Here is a 21,481-nt window from a genome sequence, read left to right on the forward strand (position 1 = left end):
TCATCTGACCTTCACCACGCTCGGAGCAAATCCGCGTGGCTTAGTGAAGAATGGGTTCCGTGAGCACAGACGACGGCAGCACGCCCGCACCGCGGAGGCGACGGAACACGACGACCGGGTCTTCGGAAACGCCGAAGGAAGCACCGAAGAAGACCCCCGCGGCCAAGAAGGTCCCGTCGAAGTCCACCGCCCGCGACACCGCGGCCCGTGCCACCGCCGGCAAGGCCAGGGTGCGCAAGAGCACGCCCGCGGCGTCGACCCCGCGCCGCCGCAGCGCCGCGCACGGCAACGCGCGCGGGGCCGAGGAGTTCCGGGCCGTCCCGTCGGCGCCGCCCGCCGTCACCACCACCTCGCCGACCGCGGCCGAGACGCTGCCGGACGACCGGTACTTCAACCGCGAGCTGTCGTGGCAGGACTTCAACGCCCGGGTGCTCGCGCTGGCCGAGGACGAGTCGCAGCCGCTGCTCGAACGGACGAAGTTCCTCGCCATCTTCGCGTCCAACCTGGACGAGTTCTACATGGTCCGCGTCGCCGGCCTGAAGCGCCGCGACGAGACCGGCCTGCTGGTGCGCAGCGCGGACGGGCTCACCCCGCGCGAGCAGCTCGACTACATCTCCAAGCGCAACCAGGACCTGGTCGAACGGCAGACCGGCGCGTTCGAGAAGCACCTGCGCCCGCGGCTGGCCGAGCACGACATCCGGATCGTCGGCTGGACCGACCTCACCGGCGCCGACCAGCTGCGCCTGTCCAGCTACTTCTCCGAGCAGATCTTCCCGGTGCTGACGCCGCTGGCCGTCGACCCGGCGCACCCGTTCCCCTACATCTCCGGCCTGTCGCTCAACCTCGCCGTCACGGTCCGGGACCCGGAGGGCGGCACCGAGCGGTTCGCCCGGGTGAAGGTGCCGAGCAACGTGCCGCGGCTGATGCGCGTCGAAAACGAGCGGACCAGCCGCACCGCCACCTTCCTGCCGCTGGAAGAGCTGATCGCGGCGCACCTCGGCGAGCTGTTCACCGGCATGGACGTCACCGAGCACCACGTCTTCCGCGTCACCCGCAACGCCGACTTCGAGGTCGACGAGGACCGGGACGAAGACCTGCTCCAGGCCCTCGAACGGGAGCTGGCGCAACGCCGGTTCGGCCCGCCGGTGCGCCTCGAGGTCGCGCTGGACATGAGCGAGCACATGCTCGAGCTGCTGCTGCGCGAGCTGGACGTCGACCCGGCGGACGTCGTCGAGGTCCCCGGCCTGCTGGACCTGACCTGCCTGCACCAGCTGTCCGGGGTGGACCGCAAGGAGCTCAAGGACCGGCCGTTCGTGCCGGCGACGCACCCGGCGTTCGGCGAGCGCGAGACGCCGAAGAGCGTCTTCGCGACGCTGCGCGAGGGTGACGTCCTGGTCCACCACCCGTACGACTCGTTCTCCACGAGCGTGCAGCGGTTCATCGAGCAAGCCGCGGCCGACTCGAAGGTCCTCGCGATCAAGCAGACGCTGTACCGGACCTCGGGCGACTCCCCGATCGTCGACGCCCTGATCGACGCCGCGGAGGCGGGCAAGCAGGTCGTCGCACTGGTCGAGATCAAGGCCCGGTTCGACGAGCAGGCCAACATCACCTGGGCGCGGACGCTGGAGCGCGCGGGCGTGCACGTCGTCTACGGCCTGGTCGGGCTGAAGACGCACTGCAAGGTGTCGATGATCGTGCGCCAAGAGGGCTCGACCATCCGCCGCTACTGCCACATCGGCACCGGCAACTACAACCCGAAGACCGCGCGGCTCTACGAGGACATCGGCCTGTTCACCGCCGACCCGAGCATCGGCGCCGACGTCACCGACCTGTTCAACGTGCTCACCGGCTACTCCCGGCAGGACACCTACCGGACGATCCTGACGTCGCCGCACGGCATCCGCCGCGGCATCGTGCGCGCGATCGGCGAGGAGATCGAGCTGGCCAGGGCCGGGCAGCAGGCCGGCATCCGGATCAAGTGCAACTCGCTGGTCGACGAGCAGGTCATCGACGCGCTCTACCACGCGTCGCAGGCCGGGGTGCCGGTCGAGATCGTCGTGCGCGGGATCTGCACGCTGAAGCCCGGCGTCGAAGGCCTGTCCGAGAACATCCACGTCCGGTCGATCCTCGGCCGGTTCCTGGAGCACTCGCGGATCTTCAACTTCCGCGCCGGCGGCACGCACTGGATCGGCAGCGCGGACATGATGCACCGCAACCTGGACCGGCGGATCGAGGCGCTGGTGCGGGTCAAGGACCCGAAGCTGACGCGCCAGCTCGACGACATCTTCGACTCGGCGCTGGACCCGGCGACGCGCTGCTGGGTGCTCACCGCGAGCGGCGAGTGGTCGCCGTTCCCGGCCGACGGTTCGCGGGTGCGCGACCACCAGCTCGAGCTCGCCAAGCTGCACGGGGCCGCCGGATGACCGAAGAGGTACGGGCGGCCGGCGCGGTGCTGTGGCGCCTCGCCGGGAGGGTGACCGAGGTCGCCCTGGTCCACCGCCCGCGGTACGACGACTGGTCGCTGCCGAAGGGAAAGCTCGACCCGGGCGAGACGACGGCCGAGGCCGCCGTGCGGGAGGTCCGGGAGGAGACCGGGTTCCGCGCGGTCCTGGGCCGGTACCTGGCCCGGACGTCCTACCCGGTGCCCGCGAAGCACGGGTCCGGGACGGTGCCGAAGACCGTCGACTACTTCAGCGCGGAAGCCGTCTCCGGCGCGTTCGAGGACAACGACGAGGTCGACGAGCTGCGCTGGCTGGCACCGACCGCCGCGGAGAAACTGCTGACGCGGCACGAGGACGTCCGCGTGCTGCGCGCGTTCTGCGAGCTGCCGGTCGGATTGACGACGCTGCTGCTGGTGCGGCACGCGAAAGCCGGCAAGCGCGACGGCTGGAACGGCGACGACGACCTCCGCCCGTTGTCCGAAGCGGGACTGCGGCAGGCGGCGGGACTGCGCCGGGTGCTGGCGTTGTCCGGCCCGGACCGGGTGCTCTCGGCGCCGCGGCTGCGCTGCGTCCAGACGGTGCACGGGATCGCCGAGGACATCGGCGCCGAGGTGCGGCACGAACCGCTGCTGTCCGAAGAGGGTTACTGGCCGGACCCGGTGCTCGGTCTCGCGCGGCTGCTGGCGATCGCCGGTGACGGCGGCACGCCCGTGGTGGCCAGCCAGGGCGGCGTGATCCCGGACCTGGTGAGCGCGCTGGCCGACCGCGACGGCGTCGAGCTGAGCGCGGCGCGCGGCGGTGTGGTGCCGAGCAAGAAGGGCTCGTTCTGGGTCCTGTCGTTCCGCCCGCCGACGGCCGAAACCGGCCCGGTGCTGGTGGCGGCGGACTACCACCCGAGCGCGCTGCCCGCCCCGGCTCCCAGCCGGCACTGAGCCGATCGACGCCGATCGACGCCGGACGACGCCGATCGACGCCGTCGAAGACAGCGCCGTGACAGTGGATGTTGGTGTACTGGTTCCGGTCCCCCGCTGGGCCGCGCCGGGCTAGGGGTACGGCGCGTCCTTCGCCGGGGGCTCTTCTGGTGGCACCGTGGCCAGCAGTGCCTGGATCTCCGGAACGCGGGGATCTCCGAGGCGCTGGCTGGCGGCCAGCGCCTCGGCCCAGTGGCCGCCGGCCTCGCGCGGCCGGCCCGTGTAGAGCTTGAGCCGGCCCAAGGTGATCTGGACGTCGATGGTGCCGTAGTCGGCGTTGAGCTCCTTCAGCTCGGCCAGCGCGTCGAGCCCCGCCTTCTCCGCTTCGTCGTGTCTGCCGGCGCCTTCGAGCGCTTCGGCGACGTTCCCGAGGGCCAGCGCCGCGTGGTAGCGGTCGCCGAGATCCGCGAAGGCTTCGTGCGCGGCCTGGGCGGCTTCGGCCGCGTGGTCGTAGTCGTGCAGGCCGATGCGGCTCGCGCTGACGTTGAGCAGCGCGTGCGGGACGAAGGCGCGCTGGCCGCGGTCGCGCGCGAGGTCGACGGCCTTGAGGGCGTAGCGCTCGGCTTCCGCGTACTCCGCGCGGACGTAGTAGGCCCCGGACAGGTTGGACAGGATCGCGACGGTCAGCGCCGTCCCGTTGCCGGTCTCGGACGCCGTCCGCGCTTCTTCCAGCGCTTCGAGGGCCTTGTCGGGCTGGAGGGTGCGCAGGTAGGCCGAACCGAGGTTGTTGGCGCTGTACTGGAGTCCGGTGTTGTCGCCGGCGTCGCGGGTGGCCGCGACGGCGATGCCGGCCGTCGCGATCCAGTCCTCGCGGTCGTGGCGTTCGGCGAAGAACCCGCGCAGCAGCCAGGCGAGCTTCCACGCGTGGGCGACCCAGCCGTGCTGCGCGGCGACGCCGACGAGCGCGGTCAGCGCCGGGCGTTCGGCGGTGTACCAGGCGATCGTGTCCTCGTGCTGCGCGAACCGGACGGCCGGCAGCGGCACGGGTTCGAGCGTGATGTCGTCGGTGAGCAGGTCGGGCCGGACGAGCTTGTTCGCCTCCGCGACGCCGGCGAGGTACCAGTCGACCAGCCGCCGCAGCGCCGCCTCCCGTTCCGGCGCGGTCGTTTCCGTCTCGACGAGCTCGCCGGCGTAGACGCGCAGCAGGTCGTGGAACTGGTAGCGGTCGGTGCTGGGCTGGTTGAGCAGGTGCGCGGCGGCGAGCTGGTCGGCGAGCTCACGCGCTTCGCGCAGGCCGGCGCCGGCGAGCGCGGCGGCCGAGGAGAGGCTGAAGGCCAGGCCCGGGTGCAGGCCCAGCAGCCGGAAGAACCGGGCGGCGGCCGGGCGCAACGCCTTGTAGGACCAGGAGAACGCCGCGCGCAGGTCGGTGCCGGCGTCCTGCGGGTCGCGCAGGGTGTCCAGCCGCAGCTTCTGGTCGCGCAGCTCCTCGACGATCCCGGCCAGCGAAACGCCGGAGAAGCGCGACGCGCGTTCGCCCGCCAGTGCCAGCGCCAGCGGCAGCCGGCCGCAGAGCTGCACGAGCTCCGCGACGGCGTCGGGTTCGGCCGCGATGCGCTGCGGCCCGACGCTCCCGGCGAGCAGCGCCTCGGCGTCGCGGTCGTCGAAGGAGCGCAGGGCGATGCGGCGGGCGCCGTCGCGGGCGACCAGGCCGCGCAGCTGGTTGCGGCTGGTCACGACGACGAGGTTGCCGGTGCCGGGCAGCAGCGGGCGGACCTGGTCGGCGTCGCGGGCGTTGTCGAGCAGCATCAGCGTGCGGCTGCCCGCCAGCCGGCTGCGCAGCAGGCCGGAGCGTTCCTCCACTGTGGAAGGCCACGTCTCGGGCGGGACGCCGAGCGCGCGCAGGAAGCCGGCCAGCGCCGTCTCCGGCGTGACGGGGGTGCCCGCGGAGTGCCCGCGCAGGTCGAGGAACAGCTGGCCACCGGGGAAGCGGTCCCGGACGCGGTGGGACCAGTGCACGGCCAGCGACGTCTTGCCGACGCCGGCGGTGCCTTCGATGACGACGATGCCGGACGCGCCGCCGGGCGGGAGGCGGTCCAGCTCGGCGAGTTCGGGGCCGCGGCCGGTGAAGCCGGCGACGTCGAAGGGCAGCTGACGCGGGACTTCGGTGCGGGCGGCGGGTTCGGCGTCGGCGGCGAGCAGCTCGGCGTGCAGGCGGCGCAGGTCTTCGCCCGGTTCGACGCCGAGCTCGTCGGCCAGCAGCGCGCGCAGTCCGGCGTAGCGCGACAGCGCCTCGGCGCGTCGCCCGGACCGGGCGAGCACGCGCACCAGCCGTTCCCACAAGGATTCCCGCAGCGGGTGCTGCGAGACGAGGTCGGTGAGCTCGGCGATCAGCCGCGCGTCGGGGACGAGCCCGCCGTCGAGGTCGATCCGCTGCTCGACGGCGAACAGGTACCGCTCGGTCAGCAGCGGCCCCCATTCGGCCGTCAGCGCGGGTGATCCGACGCCTTCGAGCGGGCTGCCGCCCCAGGTGCCGAGGGCGGTGGTGAGCAGGGTGCGGCGGTGCGCGGGCTCGGTGGTGGCCGCGGCCTGGTCCAGGGTGCGCAGGAAGCGCAGGGCGTCCACCCGGGACGGGTCCACGACCAGCCGGTACCCCTCCGGCTCGGTGACGACGGTGTCCTCGCCGCACAGGCGGCGCAGGCGCATCACGTACGTCTGCAGGCTCCCCCGGATGTGCGCGGGCGGCGCTTCGCCCCAGACGCCGCGCGCGAGGGTGTCGATCGAGACCAGGCGGCCCGCGGCCAGCGCGAGCGTCGCGAGCAGCGCGCGCTGGCGGGAACTGGTGAGCAGGACCGCTGAACCGTCGACGAGCACCTGGAAGGAACCGAGTAGCCGGATGTCGATGGTGGTCGCCCCCAGGTTCGCCTAGCTCGGCCGGCCCGCCCGACGCGGGTTCCGAGAAACGCAGCGTGGCATCACTCGGCCGGGCGCTCAAGCGACTTGGCGGAATTGATCGGAACCGGTCCCGGCGACGCGAGAGTAGCCCGAGTGGCGGTGCGCGTGTTCCTTTCAGGAAAGGCGTCCTCGCCGTGAGTAACTCTTACGGCACACGCGAATACGGCTCATGTTTCCGCAGAGTCGGCTCACGTACCGGAAGGGTCGGGGCGGGATTGCTTCTGGCGCACCGGGGTGCGAACCAGGCAGGGCCCCGCGCTCGGTTGCGCGGGGCCCTGCCTGGGAAACTCGGTTGCCGCGGGTCAGCTCTTCTTGGCCGCGGTCGACGTCCGCCTGGCCGGTGCCTTCGCCGCGGTCGTCTTCGCCGCCGTGGTGGTCTTCGCCGCGGTGGTCGTCTTGGCTGCTGTGGTGCGGGTGGCGGCGGGCTTGCGGGCGGTGGTGGTCTTCGCCGCCGTCGCCTTCGGGGCCGCCTTCGCCCTCGTGGTGGTCGTCTTCGCCGGTGCGGCCTTGGTGGCCGTCGCCTTGGCCGCGGCGGGCTTCGCCGCTGTGCGGGTCGTGGCCGGCTTCGCCGCGGTGGCGCGGGTCCGCGTGGCCGTCGCCCGTGCCGTGGCGGGCTTCGCCGTGGCCGCGCGGGGTGTGGTGGCCCGCGTGCTGGTGGCCTTGGCCGGCGCGGACGCCTTGGCCACGGACGCGCGCGTCGTCGTGGACGCCGCCGTGGCGCGCCGGACCGGCGCGGCCTTGGCCAGCTTCTTCGCGCCGGAGATGACGTCCTTGAAGGTCGTCCCCGCGCGGAAGGCGGGCACGTTGGTCTTCTTGACCTTCACGGCCTGACCGGTGCGCGGGTTGCGCGCGGTGCGAGCGGCGCGGGCGCGCTTCTCGAAGACGCCGAAGCCGGTGATGTTCACCTTCTCGCCCTTGTTGACCGTCCGGATGATGATGTCGACCAGACCGTCAACGGCCTGCGAAGCCACCTTCTTGTCGCCCAGACGCTCCGACAGCGCCTCGATCAGCTGGGCTTTGTTGGCCATCCAGTCCTCCAAGAAGGAAGTACCCGTCCACGGCCACCTCGGCCGACTAGCGACACGGTATTACCAACGCAGCACAAATTCCAACGGCTCGCGGAAACCTTCCCTTGCCCCGGGACGGGTTCCGCCTCGCGGACGAGCCCCTTGACGGGGTGCCGGAGGGCCGTTGGAAGCAGTGCGGCAGCCAGTCGCGGAGGGCGGGATTCCCGTTGCGGGGCAAGGGATCCCGCCCCCGCGGCCGGCCGGGGCCGGGCTAGCCGGCGGCGATCGGCGTGGTCGTCGGCTTCCAGGACGGACGGGTCGTCTCGAAGCCGTCGATCTCACCGGCATGGCGCAACGTGAGAGCGATGTCGTCGAGTCCTTCGAGCAGCCGCCAGCGGACGTATTCGTCGATCTGGAACGGCGCGGTGAAGTCCTTGGCCCGCACGGTCTTGGTCTCGAGGTCCACCGTGACCTCGGTGCCGGGCTCGTTCTCGAGCAGCTTCCAGAGCAGTTCGACGTCGTGCTGCTCGCACTGGGCGGCCACCAGGCCGCCCTTGCCGGAGTTGCCGCGGAAGATGTCGGCGAACCGGGCGGAGATGACGGCCCGGAAGCCGTAGTCCATCAGCGCCCAGACGGCGTGCTCGCGGGAGGAGCCGGTGCCGAAGTCCGGTCCGGCGACGAGCACGCTGCCGGCGTTGAACGGCTCCTGGTTGAGGATGAACTGCTCGTCGCCACGCCAGGCGGCGAACAGGCCGTCCTCGAAGCCGGTCCGGGTGACCCGCTTGAGGTAGACCGCCGGGATGATCTGGTCGGTGTCCACGTTGGACCGGCGCAGCGGGACGCCGACGCCGGTGTGCTGGGTGAACGGTTCCATGGTGGGAGCTCCTCTCGGGAGATCGGCAGTGGTCAGCGGGTGGCGGTGACGAGGTCTTCCGGCGACGACAGCGTGCCGCGCACGGCCGTCGCGGCGGCGACCAGCGGCGAGACCAGGTGCGTCCGGCCGCCCTTGCCCTGCCGGCCCTCGAAGTTGCGGTTCGACGTCGACGCGCTGCGCTCGCCCGGCTTCAGCTGGTCCGGGTTCATGCCGAGGCACATCGAGCAGCCGGCCTGCCGCCACTCGGCGCCCGCCTCGGTGAAGACCGTGTCGAGGCCCTCCTCCTCGGCGGCCTTGCGCACCCGCATCGAGCCGGGGACGACCAGCATCCGGACCGAGTCCGCCACCTTGCGCCCGCGCAGCACCTCGGCCGCGGCCCGCAGGTCCTCGATCCGGCCGTTGGTGCAGGAGCCGAGGAAGACGGTGTCGACCGAGATCTCGCGCAGCGGCGTCCCGGGCTTCAAGTCCATGTAGGACAGCGCTTTTTCAGCGGCGATGCGGTCGTTCTCGTCCGGGATCTGCTCCGGGTCGGGCACCTCGGCACCCAGCGGGAGGCCCTGGCCGGGGTTGGTGCCCCAGGTCACGAACGGCGTCAGCGCGCTCGCGTCGAGGTGCACCTCTTCGTCGAACTCCGCGCCGTCGTCGGTGCGCAGCTGCCGCCAGTTTTCGACCGCGGCGTCCCAATCGGCGCCCTTCGGCGAGTGCGGGCGGCCCTTGAGGTACTCGAACGTCGTCTCGTCCGGGCCGATCATCCCGGCGCGGGCGCCGGCCTCGATCGACATGTTGCACACGGTCATCCGGGCTTCCATCGACAGGGCTTCGATGGCCTTGCCGCGGTATTCGAGGATGTAACCCTGACCGCCGCCGGTGCCGATCTTGGCGATCACCGCGAGGATGACGTCCTTGGCCGTGACGCCGGGGCGCAGCTCGCCGTCGACCGTGATGGCCATCGTCTTGAACGGCCGCAGCGGCAACGTCTGGGTGGCCATGACGTGCTCGACCTCGGACGTGCCGATGCCGAAGGCGATGGAGCCGAACGCGCCGTGCGTGGACGTGTGGCTGTCGCCGCAGACCACGGTCATGCCGGGCTGGGTCAGGCCGAGCTGCGGGCCGATGACGTGCACGATGCCCTGCTCGGCGTCACCCATCGGGTGCAGCCGGACACCGAACTCCTTGCAGTTGCGGCGAAGGGTGTCGACCTGCGTGCGCGAGACCGGATCGGCGATGGGGAGCTCGATGTCCACGGTGGGGACGTTGTGGTCCTCGGTCGCGATGGTGAGGTCGGGGCGGCGCAGCGGCCGCCCGGCCAGCCGGAGGCCGTCGAAGGCCTGCGGGCTGGTCACTTCGTGCAGCAGGTGGAGGTCGATGTAGAGCAGGTCCGGTTCGGCGCCTTCGCCTCGGCGCACGAGGTGGCTTTCCCACACCTTCTCCGCGAGTGTGCGGGCCTTGCCGGTCGGGCTGGTCATCTCCGGCTCCTTCCACGGTTCATTGTGGTGGTGGAACTCGGGCGCACACCTGCGGAACTGGTGCGAGCCGCGAAGGGAGGGCGCAGCTCGAGTTCGGGTTTCCCAGATGCTGGACTTCCCAAAGTGCGGGACGCTAGTATCGGGTCGTGGGACAGCATAGCGGTATCGGAGTACTGGACAAAGCAGTGGCCGTTCTGCAGGCGGTCGCCGACGACCCCTGCGGCCTGGCGGAACTGTGCACGCGGACCGGGTTGCCGCGGGCGACCGCGCACCGGCTCGCGGTCGGTCTCGAGGTGCACCGCCTGCTGCGTCGCGGACCGGACGGACGCTGGCGCCCGGGCACGGCACTGGCCGAACTCGCGGGCGGCTCGACCGACCCGCTGCTCGACGCCGCGGGCGTGGTCCTGCCCAAACTGCGGGACGTCACCGGCGAAAGCGTGCAGCTGTACCGGCGTGACGGCGTCCAGCGCGTGTGCGTCGCGACGGCCGAACCGCCGTCGGGCCTGCGCGACACGGTCCCGATCGGCTCCCGGCTGCCGATGACGGCGGGCTCGGGCGCGAAGGTGCTGGCGGCGTGGGCGGATCCGCACACGCAGCGCACGATCCTGGCGGACGCGGTCTTCGGCGAGCGCACGCTGCTGGAAGTCCGCCGCCGCGGCTGGGCCCAGAGCGTGGCCGAGCGCGAGCCGGGAGTGGCGAGCATCTCGGCGCCGGTCCGCGACTCGGCCGGCACGGTGGTCGCGGCGGTCTCGGTGTCCGGCCCGATCGAGCGCATCGGCCGCAAGCCGGGCGCCCGCTGGGCCGCGGACCTCCTCGCGGCGGCCGACGCGCTCCAGGAACGTCTCTGACGTCACTTCCGCCTCAGGAGTCACACAAACGCCGTGAGGGGCACCTTCAGGGATTCAGCGTCCCTGAAGGTGCCCCTCACGGCGTTCGGGGTCAGGCCTGGCCGGTTTCGAAGCGGGCGACCTTGCCGTCGCGGACTGTGAAGCTCCAACGGGTGCGCATCGCGCCCACGTCGCGTTCGAGTAGCTCGCGACGAACGAGCGGCCGTCGTCCTGCGCCTTCTCGACCGTCAGGTGGCCGTCGCTGGAGAAGATCTCCCGCTCGGTCCAGTCGCCCAGGTCGCGCTCGGTGCCGTCGTCGGACATCGTCGCGTCCGGGGTCAAGGCGGCCTGGAACGCCGTGCGGTCGCCCGCGTTCAGCGCGTCCACGAAGGCGCGCACCGCCGGGTCGCCGATCTGGTCCGTCATGGGTTCATCCCACCAGGCGGCGGCCCGGCGTGCACCTTTTCGGGGGAACCTGGCCGCGGTGGCGTATTCGGTGACCGCGGTCACGTCTCCTTCCCGACGGAACCATGGAGGGGGCACACCATGTCCACCACGCTGTCCACCACGCTGAACCGCCGGGCGCTCGCGATGCTGCGGGCCGTCGGGGCCGGGCGGGCCGAGCTGACCTGCAGCTGCGAACCCGACCTGCGCGTCGACGGCCTGCCGTGCTGCGACCAGGCGACCGCGCACGACCTGGCCCGCGCCGGGCTGATCCGGCCGGCGCTCGGCCCGGCCGTCGCCGTCGGGCAGTGGGCGCGCGCGGAGCTGACCGACGACGGCCTGCTCGCGCTCGGCGCGGCACTTGCCGCCTGAGAGGCAACCGTTCGGCCGCCTCGCGCGTGTACGCGGCAACGGAGCACCGCGAGGGGGAAACATGAGGATCGCCGTGGGCATGCTGGGCGTGGGCCTGGCCCTGACCGCCTGTACCGGACCCGGGGCGGAACCGGCCGCCCCGACCGTGACGGTGACCTCGCCGTTCCCGGTGGCGCCGACCGCGGATCCGGCCGTCCTGAGCTGGGTGGACGGCTTCTGTTCCGCGATCAACGGCTACCGCGTGCGCAACAACGCCGAGACCGGGCCCCCCGGAGCCCCTCCGACGACGGTCGCCGAGGCGCAGAAGGCGCTCTCCGCCCAGCTGGGCGGGATCGCGAACCGGACCGGCGAGGTGGTGGACAAGCTGGCGGCGCTGCCGCCGGCCCCGGAGCCGCTGGCGGAGCAGGTCCGGACGGCGTTCGTCACGAAGTTCACGACGTCCCGGGACCGCGCGGCCTCGGCGAAGACCGAGCTCGACCGGGCGAAGCCGGGCGACCAGGCGTCCCAGGACCCAGCGGGCGACGCCCTCGACCTGGCCCAGAAGGACATCGACGGCGTCTACGACCCGGTGGCCCCGCTGGCGGAGTCACCGCAGCTGATGGCCGCCGCCGCGGCCGCACCCGGCTGCAAGGCCTAGCTGTATTGCCCTGTGAGGTTGAGGACGCGGCTGACAGGCGGCTGACCAGCCAGTGAGGTGTGGCCTCGGTGGTGGTTGTAGGTGTGCAACCAGCCCGGCAATGCCGCCCGCCGTTCGGTCTCGGTGCGGTAAGCCCGGCTGTAGGCCCATTCCTCCAGCAGAGTCCGGTTGAACCGCTCGACCTTGCCGTTGGTCTGCGGCCGATAAGGCCGGGTGCGCTTATGGACGATCTGCGCGTCGCGCAGCGTGTCGCGCCAGAGAAGTGAGCGGTAGCAGGATCCGTTGTCGGTCAGCACCCTGGCGACGGTGATGCCGTAGCCGGCGAAGAACGCCCGCGCCCGGGTCCAGAACGCGGCCGCGGTCGCCTTGGTCTCATCGGCCAAAATCTCGGTGTAGGCCAGCCGGGAGTGATCATCCACAGCGTTGTGCAGATAGCTGTAGCCCAGGTTCGCGCGGCCGCCGACCTTGCGGGGCCGGGCGGGGTCGCGGTGGGCGGCGCTGTTGCGCCCGCCGACGGCGCGGCCGTGGACTTTGTGGCCGCCGCCGTCGGGGATGTTGCCGAGCTTCTTGATGTCGACGTGGACCAGATCACCGGGGGCGGCGTGCTCGTAACGGCGGACCGGCCGACCGGTGGCACGATCGAGATGGACCAGGCGCGCCAGCCGGTAACGGGTCAGGACCCGATGCACCGTCGAGGGGTTCAGGCCGAGCAGGTAGGCGATGCGGGCCGGGCCCCACCGACGGGTCACCCGGATCTTGATCACTCGCCGTTCGGTCCGGGTGGGTGTCCGGTTCGGGCTGGTCCTGGGCCGCGAGGAACGGTCGGTCATCCCGGCCTCGCCCTGGTTGCGGTAGCGAGCGGCCCATCGTGCGGCGGTGGAGACCGACACCTGAAACCGTTCTGCGGCTCGCCGCAGCGGCCATCGGTCGTCGACGACGCAGCGGGCCAGGCGCAGTCTGCCGGTCGGGGTCAGGGGTGCGTTAGCGTGGGTCACGAGGGCCTCCGTTGCTCGGTGTAGACGTCGCAATCCACACCGAACCCGGAGGCCCTCCCTTATGCCAAGATCATCCGATCACGTGTCGCACCGATCGCAACCTCCCCGGACAGAACACCTAGCCCGCGCGGGTCGGCCCGAAGTCCGTGAATGCCACATTCACGGACGCCAGGTCCCTCGATGTGGCATTCACGGACTTGCGCGGGTCAGCGGTGCAGGGACGCCTGCAGCGGCAGGGAGCGGGACGAGTCGCCCACCTGGATCGTGAAGCCGCCGTGGACCGGGCGCCACGCCTTGTCCCAGATCGAGAAGTCGCGGGCGTCCAGCTTGATCGTCACGCGCCGGGCCTGCCCCGGCGCCAGCTGCACCCGCTCGAAACCCTTGAGCTGGCGAGGCGGTTCGCCCGCGGCGGCCGGGAAGCCCAGGTACAGCTGCGCGACCTCGGCACCCGCGCGGTGGCCGGTGTTGCGGACCGTGAACGTCGCCGTCGCGCCGTCGCCCGTGTTCCGCACCGACAGGCCCGAGAAGGCGAACGTCGTGTACGACAGGCCGTAGCCGAACGGGAACAGCGGCGCCTTGCCCTGCGCGTCGAACCAGCGGTAGCCGACCTGCAGCCCCTCCGAGTACGAAGCCACGCCGTCGACGCCCGGGAACTGCTCGGGCGTGTTCGCCGGGGTGTCGGCGTCCGCCGCCGGGAACGTGATCGGGAGCTTCGCCGACGGGTTGCTGTCACCGAAGAGCACACTCGCCACCGCCGCGCCGTCCTGCTGGCCCGGGTACCAGGCCTGCAGGATCGCGGGCACCGACGACGCCCACGGCATGAGCACCGGGCCGCCGCTCTTCACCACGACCACCGTGTGCGGGTTGGCCGCGGCGACGGCCGCGACGAGCGCGTCCTGGTTGCCTTCGAGGGCCAGGCTCGGGCGGTCCTTGCCCTCCAGTTCGTTGTCGCCGACCATCACGATCGCGACGTCGGACGCCCCGGCCAGCGACCCCGCCCGCGCGGGGTCGCTGCCGTCGTCGAGCGTCACCGCGGCGCCCGGAACCCGCTGCCGGAGGCCCGTCACCGGGTCCACTGTGGACGTCGGGATGACGGCGGAGCTGCCGCCACCGCCGGTCTTCGCCTGGGTCGCGAACGGGCCGATCAACGCGATCGACCGCACCGCGGCGGAGTCGAGCGGCAACTGCGCGTGTTCGTTGCGCAGCAGCACCATGCCGCGCTCGGCGAACTGCTTCGCGGCCGCGTCGTGCTCGGCGGTCGGCAGCGGCGTGAGCACCGGCGGGTGGTCGAACTGGCCGAAGGCGAACATCGTCCGGAACCGCGGCAGCAGCAGTTCGTCGACGCGCTGCTCGGTGACCTGCCCGGCGAGCACGGCCTGCTTCAGCTTGTCGCCGTACCAGGTGCCGTCGATCATCTCGAGGTTCATGCCCGCGTTCGCCGAGCCGACGGTGCTGTGCGCGGCGCCCCAGTCGGACTGCACGAACCCCTTGAAGCCCCAGTCGTCACGCAGCTTTCCCTGCAGCAGCGCGGGGTTCTCGCACGTGAAGACGCCGTTGATCTTCGGGTAGGCGCACATCACCGACCCGGCCCGGCCTTCGGTCACCGCCTGTTCGAAATGGGGCAGGTAGATCTCGTTGAGCGTGCGTTCGTCGATGTGCTCGTCGATGCTCTGCCGCTGCGTCTCCTGGTTGTTCGCCGCGTAGTGCTTGACCTCGGCGATGGTGCCGTTCTCCTGGATGCCGCGGATGTCGGCGGCGGCCAGCGCCCCGGCGAGCACCGGGTCCTCCCCCATCCCCTCGAACGTCCGGCCGTTGCGCGGGACGCGCGCGATGTTGATGTCGGGCGCCTCGGACACGTTGTGCGCGAGCGCGCGGGTCTCACTGCCGATCAGCCGGCCGTAGCGGCGCGCGGCGTCGGTGTCGAACGTCGAGGCCAGCGCCATCGTGGCGGGCAGCGCGGTCGCCGGTTTCTGCGGCTTGTCGTCGGCCGGGCCCATGCCGGCCGGGCCGTTGGCGATCCGGAACCCGGGCACGCCGAGGCGCGGGATCGGCGGCACGAACCGCTGGTGCTCGGCGTCGGGCTGCAGGTGCAGCTGGGAGATCTTCTCGTCCAGCGTCATCGCCGCGACCAGTTCCGCGGCGCGGCGGTCGGGCGGCTGACGCGCGTCGCGCCACGGTTGCGCCGCCGCCATCCCGGTCAGCGGGACCGTCAGCGAAATCCCCAGTAGCGCGGAAAGAACCAGGCGGCCGTAACGCATCGAGTCTCCCTCGCCACTGAACGGGACCAAGCCGGGGAGAAGGTAACGCATACGTGGCAACAAAACATAGACTCGATGGTCGTTCACGTACATGAACATTCCCGGGACTCAACCGTTTTCGCGGCTCACGCGTGGAGGAGGCGAGGAACGAGGGAGGACGCAGGATGCTCGAGAAAACACTGATCGGCGTAATGGTGGCGGGCGCGGCGACACTGACCGTGGCGGCCCCGGCGAGCGCGGCGGATGAGGTCAGCTGGGGAATCACCCAGCAGGTCGAGCCCGGCGGGCGGATCGACGCGGAGACCCACGCGGCGATCGGCAACGGCTGCAGCCCGCGCACGGCGGTCACGTCGAAGGGGTTCGCCGCACCGCTGCAGTTCACGGAAGGCGGCAACTGGGGCCGGGCCGGCGGCCACACCACGGCGATCAAGATCCCGGGGAAGTACACGGCGACGTTCACGTGCTCGGACGGCCGGGTCGCCACCGGGTCGTTCACCATCCTGGGCACCCCGCCGCCGACCACCACGACCAAGCCGAAGCCGACCACCACGAAGCCCAAGCCGCCAACGTCGACGTCGGCCAAGCCCGCCAAGCCGGTGAAACCGCAGGTCGCGGTCAAGCCGGCCGGCGCACCGCAGACCGGGGACGGGTCGCTGAGCTGACCCTCCACATAGGACCCCCGGGCCGGCCGCATCCCCAGTCGGCCGTCCCGGGGCCCGGCTCAGCGTGAAGCGGCCAGCCGCAGCGCGCGGTAGACGAACTGCTGGTCGCCGAGCCGGTGCCGCAGGTCGCGCTCCAGCCCGGCGATCGGGTACAGGTTCTGCGGCGCCCGCGAGTCCTTGTACGGGACCGACGCGAAGCGCCCCAGCACCGACTGCGTGACGTTCGCCAGGTCCGTCACCTCTTCGCGCGCGAGGTGCGAGGCCGCCTCGACGCGCACCACCCCCGACCACGGCGGGCCGCCGTCCGAGGGCAGGCGCAGGTACCACGAGTGCCGGACCCACGTCGTGCCCATCAGGAACACCGGCGTGCGCTGGTGCGGGGTGAGCTCGCCGACCATCGCGTTGAGCTCGCCCGGCAGGTACGTCGTCTGGTGGCTCTTGATGAACCCGACGGCCCGGGGCAGGTGCGTGCGGCCGCTCAGCGGGCCGTCGACGACGAGCAGGTCGTGGGCGACGTGCCCGGCGATCGCCCGGCGCGCCTGTTCGGCCGTCTCCAGCTCGACGTCGGCCAGTTCGCTCTGCAGCGCCGACGACAGCACCACGGCGAGGGGCTTGTCGTCCTTGGCCGTCGCGCGGAAGGCCTCGTACCGCCCGGCCGTCGTCTCGATGCCGGCGGCCTCCGGGGCCACGGTGAACAGCCCGCGCCGGACGTTGGCGCCGATGACGTGGGCCCGGCCCGCGCAGCAGCACACGACGCCGGCCGCGTAGGACGCGCAGATCCCGATGGACGCGGAGTTCGCGCCGTCCGGGTCGTCGATCCAGACGCGGGCGTCGATGCGGCGGACGCCGTCCACGAACAGCACCGCGTCCGGCGGCGACGGCACTGGCGACGGGTCGATCGGCGCCCACTCGGCCGCCGGGACCTCGACGTCGAGCTCGACCTCGGCCTGCGACCGAGCGAGCTCCTCGGCCTCCATCGAGCTGCCGTACCCTGGGTCCCAGGCGTCGATGTTGAAGCTCATCCCCGCCACCGCGGTCATGCGCCCTCCCTGGTGATGTGCGAGCCGCTGCCGTCGCGGGTGACCAGGAACCGGACCGGCACGCGCTCGGCCAGCGCCGGCACGTGCGTGATCACGCCGACCATCCGCGTGCCGGAGGCCGACAGGTTCTCCAATGTGGACGCTACGACGTCGAGGGTCGCCTCGTCGAGCGTTCCGAAGCCCTCGTCGAGGAAGATCGACTCCAGCTTGGTCGCGCCGGCCACGGCCATGGCGCCCAGCTGGGACGACAGCGCGAGGGCCAGCGCCAGCGACGCCTGGAAGGTCTCCCCGCCCGACAGCGTCTTCACCGGGCGGCGGGCGTCGGCCTCGTTGTGGTCCACCACCAGGAAGTCGCCCTTGTCGTGGGTCAGCTCGAACTGGCCGCCGGACAGTTCCAGCAGCGACGCGGACGCCTCGGCGACCAGCGTGTCGAGCGCCCCGGCGATCAGCCAGCGCGGGAACTTGTCCGAGCGCAGGAGATCCGCGAGCAGCTTCGCGACCTGCGACTCCGACTCCGCGCCCGCGATGTCGCCGCGCAGGCCTTCGACGTGGGCCACGCGCCGCCGCAGCTCGGTGTGGTCGGCCTCGGCGCGGGCGCGCGCGGTGGCCAGCGCCACCGGCACCCGGTCGCGCACCGGCCCCACCGGCAGGGTGATCCCGAGCGCGGTGACGTCGTCGGCGACCTGCTGTTCGGCCCCGCGCAACGCTTCCGTGGCGGATCCCTCGGAGGTCTCGGCGGCGGCCAGCCGCGCACGGCGTTCGGTCGCCTGCCCGGCCGCCCAGTCCGTCAGCGACGTCCAGGCGTCCAGCAGGCTTTCGCCGTCGATCGGCGGCGCGCCGAAGCCGACGAGGGGATCGCGCGCCCGGGACAGCTTCTGCCGCTCGGCCTCGACTTCTTTGCTCACGCGTGCCTGGCCGTCGATGGCCCGCTTCGCCGCGGCACGCGCTGTGCGCAGCTCCGCGTCGGCGGCACGCGCGGCTTGTTCGAGCGACGCGACCTGCGCCAGCTGCGCGGTGACGACGTCGGCGGACGGCGCTTCGGCGAGCGTCACGACCAGTTCGTCACGGCGGCGCGTGGTGGTGTCCAGCCGGGTGCGCGCCGACTGCTCGGCCAGGCCCGCGTCGTTCGCCTGCGTGCGGCGGGTTTCGGCGCTCCGCTCGGCCGACGCGAGGTCGTCCGCCGCGACGACGGCTTCCTTGCCCGCGGCTTCCGCGGCCGCTTCGAGCGCCCCCAACGCGGTGCGCCGTGCCTCGAGCGCCGATGCCGCCCACGCCGTGAGCCGCTGCCAGCCCGCCGCGACGTCGTCGGCGTCGATCCCCGGCGCACCCAGCTCCACCAGCGGATCCCGGGCCGCCCGCAGGGCTTCCCGGGCCGCCACGGCCGACTTCTCGACGACTTCGGCGTCGCGCTGGGCCGCCGTGCGCTCGGCGCGGGCCGCCGCCAGTTCGGCGTCGGCGGCGCGGGCGGCCTCGATGACGCGGGCGCGGGCGTCGAGCGTCGCGGACAGCCACTCCCCCCGCTCGCGCACGGCGGCGATGAGATCGGCGAAGTCCTGCTCGGAAGAACCGGCTTCGACCGGGCGCAGCAGCAGCGCCGACTCCGGCGGGCCTTCGACGTCGACGAGGGCCACGCGCAGCTCTTCCGCCTGCGCGGCCGCCGAAGCGGACTGGTCGGCGTCGCGGTCCACGGCCCGTTCCAGCTTGCGGACGGCGGTTTCGGCCGCCGCGCGCCGCTGCTCCGCCTGGTCCAGGCGCTCGCGGGCCTCGGCGAGGTGGGCGTGGCCGTCGTGCGCCGGCACGGCCGAGACTTCCTGCTCGCACACCGGGCACGGGTGCCCGACGGCGAGCCCGGCCCGCAGGACCAGCGCCTGCCCGGCGCGTTCGGCGTCGGTCACCGCGGTCCGGGCGGCGGCGAGTTCGGCGTCGGACGCGGTGAAAGCCGTCCGCGCCGCGTCGAGTTCCGCGCGGCGGGCCGCGTGCTCCGGCAGGGCTTTGCGCTGGGTCTCGGCCACCGTGTAGAGGGTGCGGGCGTCGGTGCGGGCCGCGGTGAGCGCGGCGCCGTCCGGCTGGGCGGCCAGCGCGGCGCGCGCTGCGGCGTCGGCGGTCTCGGCCGCGGTCAGCCGGGATGCCGCGGCCGTCACGCGCTTCGCGACGCGCGCGGACTCCGCCGACAGGTCACCGAGATCCGCCGGCGGCCGCAGCCCGGCCAGCCGGTCCCGCTCGCCGCGGACGCGCGCGGCGTCGGCGGCGGCGTTCTCGGCGGCCCGTGCGGTGGTGTCGTGGGTCTTGCGGGCCGCGTCGACGATCGCCACCGCGTCGGCCACCGCCGTCGCGGCGGTGTCTTTGGCCTGCGACGCCGTCTTCGCGCCTTCGGCCAGGCCGGGGAGGGCCTCCTCGGCGGCGACGAGTTCCGTGCGGGCGGCGCGGATCCGCTCCAGCTCGCCCCGGTCGGGCGCGGCGGTCAGCGCGGCGCGGGCCGCTTCGTCCGCCATCTCGGCCGAGTCGAGGGTGCTCCGCGCGGCCGTGGCCGCCTCCGCCGCGGTCCGGCGCCGGGCTTCGAGGTCTTCGACGCCGCCGGGGCGTTCCAGCGCGTCGAGGATCGCGAGGTCCCGGGTGAGGGTGGTGACGAGCTGCCGGGCTTCGTCGTGCGCGCGGGTCGCGTCGGTCAACCCCGGCAACGCCGTTTCGACCCGCGCGTCCAGTTCGGCCAGCGCGGTCATGCGCGCGGCCAGGGCCTCGACGGCTTCCTCGGTCGCGTCGGCGTAACTGCCGAGCTGCTCTTCGAGGACCTTCGCGCGGTGAGCCTGCTGCTCGGCGGTCACGTTGGCGCGGCGGCCGATCCGCTCGTAGACCTCCAAGCCCAGCAGCTTGATGAGGATCTTCTGCCGGTCGGCGGCCTTGGCGTGCAGGAACTCCGCGAAATCGCCCTGCGGCAGCGCGACGCAGGTGCAGAAGTGCTTGAACGTCAACCCGAGCAGACGTTCGATCGCCGGCGTCACCTCGGAGTCCGCGGCGACGGCGTCGGCTTCGTCGTCCGCGCCGCCGAGCGCGGCGTTGTCGGCGAGCCGTTCCAGGCGGACGTTCTTCACGCTGACCGTGGGTTTCTTGCCGCCGCTGCGGCGGACTTCGCGCACCACGTGGTAGCGCGTGCCGCCCGCGTCGAAGACCAGCCGCACGGTCGCGCGGTTCGCCGTCGGGGCCAGCGCGGGCGCCACCAGGCCTTCGTGGTCCCAGCGCGCGACCGAACCGTAGAGGGCGAAGGTGAGCGCGTCGATGACCGTGCTCTTGCCGGCGCCGGTCGGCCCCACGAGCGCGAAGTAGTCCGTGTCCTCGAAGCTGACTTCGGTCTTCTCGCGGAACGACGCGAAGCCGGTCATCTCCAGCAGTACCGGTCGCATGTCACACCCCGCTCGTCTCGTCGTCGTGCAGCCGCGCGAAGAGCGCCTGCACCCTCTTGTCCGCCACCGTCCGCTCGTCGCAGTACGCCGCGAACAGCTCGCCCGGTGACCGGTCCGCCACCGCGCGTTCGCCGCCCGACGCCGTGATCGGCGCCGCGAACTCCGGGTCGATGCGGATCTCCAGTGCGTTGGGCAGGGCTTCCTGGATCTCCTCGCGCAGCCCGGCCCGGGTTGCTTCCCGGACGTAGACGCGGAGGTAGTCCTCGCCGAACTCCGCCGCGCGGCCGACGAGTTCGGCCACCGTGCCGTGGACGGTGCGCAGCTTCCGCCCCGACGTCAGCGGGATTTCGGTGATCTTCGCCGGCGTGCTCGGCGTCACCTCCACCGACAGCACGACGCTCGTGTTGTCCTGTTCGCCGAAATCGACGGGCATCGGCGCGCCGCTGTAGTGCACCGGGCAGGCCGCGGGCAGCGACTGGCGCCGGTGCAGGTGCCCGAGTGCGACGTAGTGCGGGTCGGCGCCGAACGCCGTCGCCGGCACGTGGTACTCGAAGATGGACTGGGCCGCGCGTTCCCCGCCGCCCATCGCGCCGCCGGTCACGGTCAGGTGCGCCATGACGAGGTTGACGGCGCCGTCGGTGAAGCCGGACTTGAGGTGCTCCAGGATGTCGCGCACGCGCTGGTCGTACTGGCCGACGTTGTCCGCCGGGGTGCCGGCGAGCAGCTCGGCGGCGCGCACCGCGTAGCGCTGGGAAAGGAAGGGCAGCACGGCGACGTTGACGCGCTCGCCGGTCGAACGCGCGTCGAACGACACGACACCGCCGTCGGCGACCGGGCGCGGGTCGCCGGAGAGCTGGATGCCCGCGGCCCGCAGCAGCGGCCGGTACGCCTCGAACGTCGCGGCGTGGTCGTGGTTCCCGGCGATCGCCAGTACCTCGGCACCGGTTTCGCGCAGCGCCATCAGGGCCTGCACCACGAGTTCCTGCGCGGCGGCCGACGGCGCCGACGTCTCGTAGAGGTCACCCGCGATCAGGATCGCGTCGAAGGCCTCCTTCCGCGCGATCCGGACGATCTCGCCGAGCACGGCGCGCTGCTCGTCCAGGCGGTTGCGGCCCTTGATCGTCTTGCCGACGTGCCAGTCGGAGGTGTGCAGGAACTTCACGCGGCGTCCTTCCGTTCTTCGCCTGTGGCCGGGGG

The 21,481-nt window shown here is 72.5% G+C and carries 16 protein-coding genes; 6 read left to right on the plus strand and 10 right to left on the minus strand.

From position 1 onward, the window contains the following. Nucleotides 1-50: 50 nt before the first annotated feature. Together OG570_RS02105 and OG570_RS02110 are read left to right on the plus strand one after the other, a co-directional pair. Nucleotides 51-2,423 carry an RNA degradosome polyphosphate kinase gene (locus OG570_RS02105; protein ID WP_326955378.1) on the plus strand — a complete coding sequence of 791 codons (2,373 nt, stop codon included), beginning with the start codon at nucleotides 51-53 and terminating at the stop codon, nucleotides 2,421-2,423. Further along, nucleotides 2,420-3,373: an NUDIX hydrolase gene (locus OG570_RS02110; RefSeq protein WP_326955379.1), complete on the plus strand. Its 954-nt coding sequence runs from the start codon at nucleotides 2,420-2,422 to the stop codon at nucleotides 3,371-3,373. The genes OG570_RS02105 and OG570_RS02110 overlap by 4 nt, the downstream gene beginning before the upstream one ends. A 111-nt stretch (nucleotides 3,374-3,484) precedes the next feature. Here the strand turns inward: OG570_RS02110 and OG570_RS02115 are convergent, their stop codons facing one another. From OG570_RS02115 to leuC, 4 genes are all read right to left on the minus strand, one after another. After that, nucleotides 3,485-6,223: an AfsR/SARP family transcriptional regulator gene (locus OG570_RS02115; protein WP_326955380.1), complete on the minus strand. Its 2,739-nt coding sequence runs from the start codon at nucleotides 6,221-6,223 to the stop codon at nucleotides 3,485-3,487. 383 nt (nucleotides 6,224-6,606) lie between these two features. Beyond that, nucleotides 6,607-7,332, minus strand: coding sequence for an HU family DNA-binding protein (locus tag OG570_RS02120; protein ID WP_326955381.1), 726 nt, complete (start codon nucleotides 7,330-7,332; stop codon nucleotides 6,607-6,609). A gap of 250 nt (nucleotides 7,333-7,582) precedes the next feature. Then, entirely contained in the window at nucleotides 7,583-8,185 is a 603-nt protein-coding gene (gene leuD, locus OG570_RS02125; RefSeq protein ID WP_247062055.1) for a 3-isopropylmalate dehydratase small subunit, read from the minus strand. Nucleotides 8,186-8,217: 32 nt separating this feature from the next. Further along, complete coding sequence (leuC, locus tag OG570_RS02130) at nucleotides 8,218-9,651, minus strand: 3-isopropylmalate dehydratase large subunit (protein WP_326946975.1); 1,434 nt, start codon at nucleotides 9,649-9,651, stop codon at nucleotides 8,218-8,220. A 146-nt stretch (nucleotides 9,652-9,797) separates the two neighbouring features. Between leuC and OG570_RS02135 the strand changes: the two genes are divergently transcribed. After that, the gene (locus tag OG570_RS02135; RefSeq protein WP_163046815.1) at nucleotides 9,798-10,499 is read left to right on the plus strand and encodes an IclR family transcriptional regulator; all 702 of its coding nucleotides are present in this window, start codon (nucleotides 9,798-9,800) and stop codon (nucleotides 10,497-10,499) included. Between the two features lie 54 nt (nucleotides 10,500-10,553). Here the strand turns inward: OG570_RS02135 and OG570_RS02140 are convergent, their stop codons facing one another. Beyond that, nucleotides 10,554-10,904, minus strand: coding sequence for a hypothetical protein (locus OG570_RS02140; protein WP_326955382.1), 351 nt, complete (start codon nucleotides 10,902-10,904; stop codon nucleotides 10,554-10,556). Nucleotides 10,905-11,024: 120 nt separating this feature from the next. Between OG570_RS02140 and OG570_RS02145 the strand changes: the two genes are divergently transcribed. Beyond that, entirely contained in the window at nucleotides 11,025-11,294 is a 270-nt protein-coding gene (locus tag OG570_RS02145) for a hypothetical protein (protein WP_326955383.1), read from the plus strand. 61 nt (nucleotides 11,295-11,355) lie between these two features. After that, nucleotides 11,356-11,931: a hypothetical protein gene (locus tag OG570_RS02150; protein ID WP_326955384.1), complete on the plus strand. Its 576-nt coding sequence runs from the start codon at nucleotides 11,356-11,358 to the stop codon at nucleotides 11,929-11,931. On the opposite strand, the gene OG570_RS02155 is transcribed toward OG570_RS02150, so the two are convergent. After that, nucleotides 11,928-12,926, minus strand: coding sequence for an IS481 family transposase (locus tag OG570_RS02155; RefSeq protein ID WP_326955385.1), 999 nt, complete (start codon nucleotides 12,924-12,926; stop codon nucleotides 11,928-11,930). The two genes, OG570_RS02150 and OG570_RS02155, sit on opposite strands and share 4 nt — an antisense overlap. A 206-nt stretch (nucleotides 12,927-13,132) precedes the next feature. Next, nucleotides 13,133-15,184 (minus strand): glycoside hydrolase family 3 C-terminal domain-containing protein, encoded by a 2,052-nt coding sequence (locus OG570_RS02160; RefSeq protein ID WP_326955386.1) that lies wholly within the window; start codon nucleotides 15,182-15,184, stop codon nucleotides 13,133-13,135. A gap of 164 nt (nucleotides 15,185-15,348) precedes the next feature. On the opposite strand from OG570_RS02160, the gene OG570_RS02165 reads away from it, so the two are divergent. Beyond that, nucleotides 15,349-15,846 carry a hypothetical protein gene (locus OG570_RS02165; RefSeq protein WP_326955387.1) on the plus strand — a complete coding sequence of 166 codons (498 nt, stop codon included), beginning with the start codon at nucleotides 15,349-15,351 and terminating at the stop codon, nucleotides 15,844-15,846. 59 nt (nucleotides 15,847-15,905) lie between these two features. Here the strand turns inward: OG570_RS02165 and OG570_RS02170 are convergent, their stop codons facing one another. Genes OG570_RS02170 through OG570_RS02180 form a run of 3 tightly spaced genes read right to left on the minus strand, consistent with a single transcriptional unit; the run spans nucleotide 15,906 to nucleotide 21,446 of the window. Beyond that, nucleotides 15,906-16,886, minus strand: a complete 981-nt coding sequence (locus tag OG570_RS02170) for a hypothetical protein (RefSeq protein ID WP_326955388.1) — start codon at nucleotides 16,884-16,886, stop codon at nucleotides 15,906-15,908. Then, nucleotides 16,883-20,284 (minus strand): SMC family ATPase, encoded by a 3,402-nt coding sequence (locus OG570_RS02175; protein WP_326955389.1) that lies wholly within the window; start codon nucleotides 20,282-20,284, stop codon nucleotides 16,883-16,885. Before OG570_RS02175 ends, OG570_RS02170 begins: the two co-directional genes overlap by 4 nt. A 1-nt stretch (nucleotide 20,285) precedes the next feature. Next, nucleotides 20,286-21,446, minus strand: a complete 1,161-nt coding sequence (locus tag OG570_RS02180; RefSeq protein ID WP_326955390.1) for an exonuclease SbcCD subunit D — start codon at nucleotides 21,444-21,446, stop codon at nucleotides 20,286-20,288. Nucleotides 21,447-21,481 lie beyond the last annotated feature (35 nt).

This window comes from Amycolatopsis sp. NBC_01286 (assembly GCF_035982555.1).
Classification (GTDB): domain Bacteria; phylum Actinomycetota; class Actinomycetes; order Mycobacteriales; family Pseudonocardiaceae; genus Amycolatopsis.

Excerpts from the sequence above, each read along its gene's own strand:
- OG570_RS02105 (WP_326955378.1), top strand. The coding sequence starts at position 51 with ATGGGTTCCGTGAGCACAGACGACGGCAGCACGCCCGCACCGCGGAGG.
- OG570_RS02110 (WP_326955379.1), top strand. The coding sequence starts at position 2,420 with ATGACCGAAGAGGTACGGGCGGCCGGCGCGGTGCTGTGGCGCCTCGCC.
- OG570_RS02120 (WP_326955381.1), bottom strand. The coding sequence starts at position 7,332 with ATGGCCAACAAAGCCCAGCTGATCGAGGCGCTGTCGGAGCGTCTGGGC.
- leuD (WP_247062055.1), bottom strand. The coding sequence starts at position 8,185 with ATGGAACCGTTCACCCAGCACACCGGCGTCGGCGTCCCGCTGCGCCGG.
- leuC (WP_326946975.1), bottom strand. The coding sequence starts at position 9,651 with ATGACCAGCCCGACCGGCAAGGCCCGCACACTCGCGGAGAAGGTGTGG.
- OG570_RS02140 (WP_326955382.1), bottom strand. The coding sequence starts at position 10,904 with ATGACGGACCAGATCGGCGACCCGGCGGTGCGCGCCTTCGTGGACGCG.
- OG570_RS02145 (WP_326955383.1), top strand. The coding sequence starts at position 11,025 with ATGTCCACCACGCTGTCCACCACGCTGAACCGCCGGGCGCTCGCGATG.
- OG570_RS02150 (WP_326955384.1), top strand. The coding sequence starts at position 11,356 with ATGAGGATCGCCGTGGGCATGCTGGGCGTGGGCCTGGCCCTGACCGCC.
- OG570_RS02160 (WP_326955386.1), bottom strand. The coding sequence starts at position 15,184 with ATGCGTTACGGCCGCCTGGTTCTTTCCGCGCTACTGGGGATTTCGCTG.
- OG570_RS02165 (WP_326955387.1), top strand. The coding sequence starts at position 15,349 with ATGCTCGAGAAAACACTGATCGGCGTAATGGTGGCGGGCGCGGCGACA.
- OG570_RS02170 (WP_326955388.1), bottom strand. The coding sequence starts at position 16,886 with ATGACCGCGGTGGCGGGGATGAGCTTCAACATCGACGCCTGGGACCCA.
- OG570_RS02175 (WP_326955389.1), bottom strand. The coding sequence starts at position 20,284 with ATGCGACCGGTACTGCTGGAGATGACCGGCTTCGCGTCGTTCCGCGAG.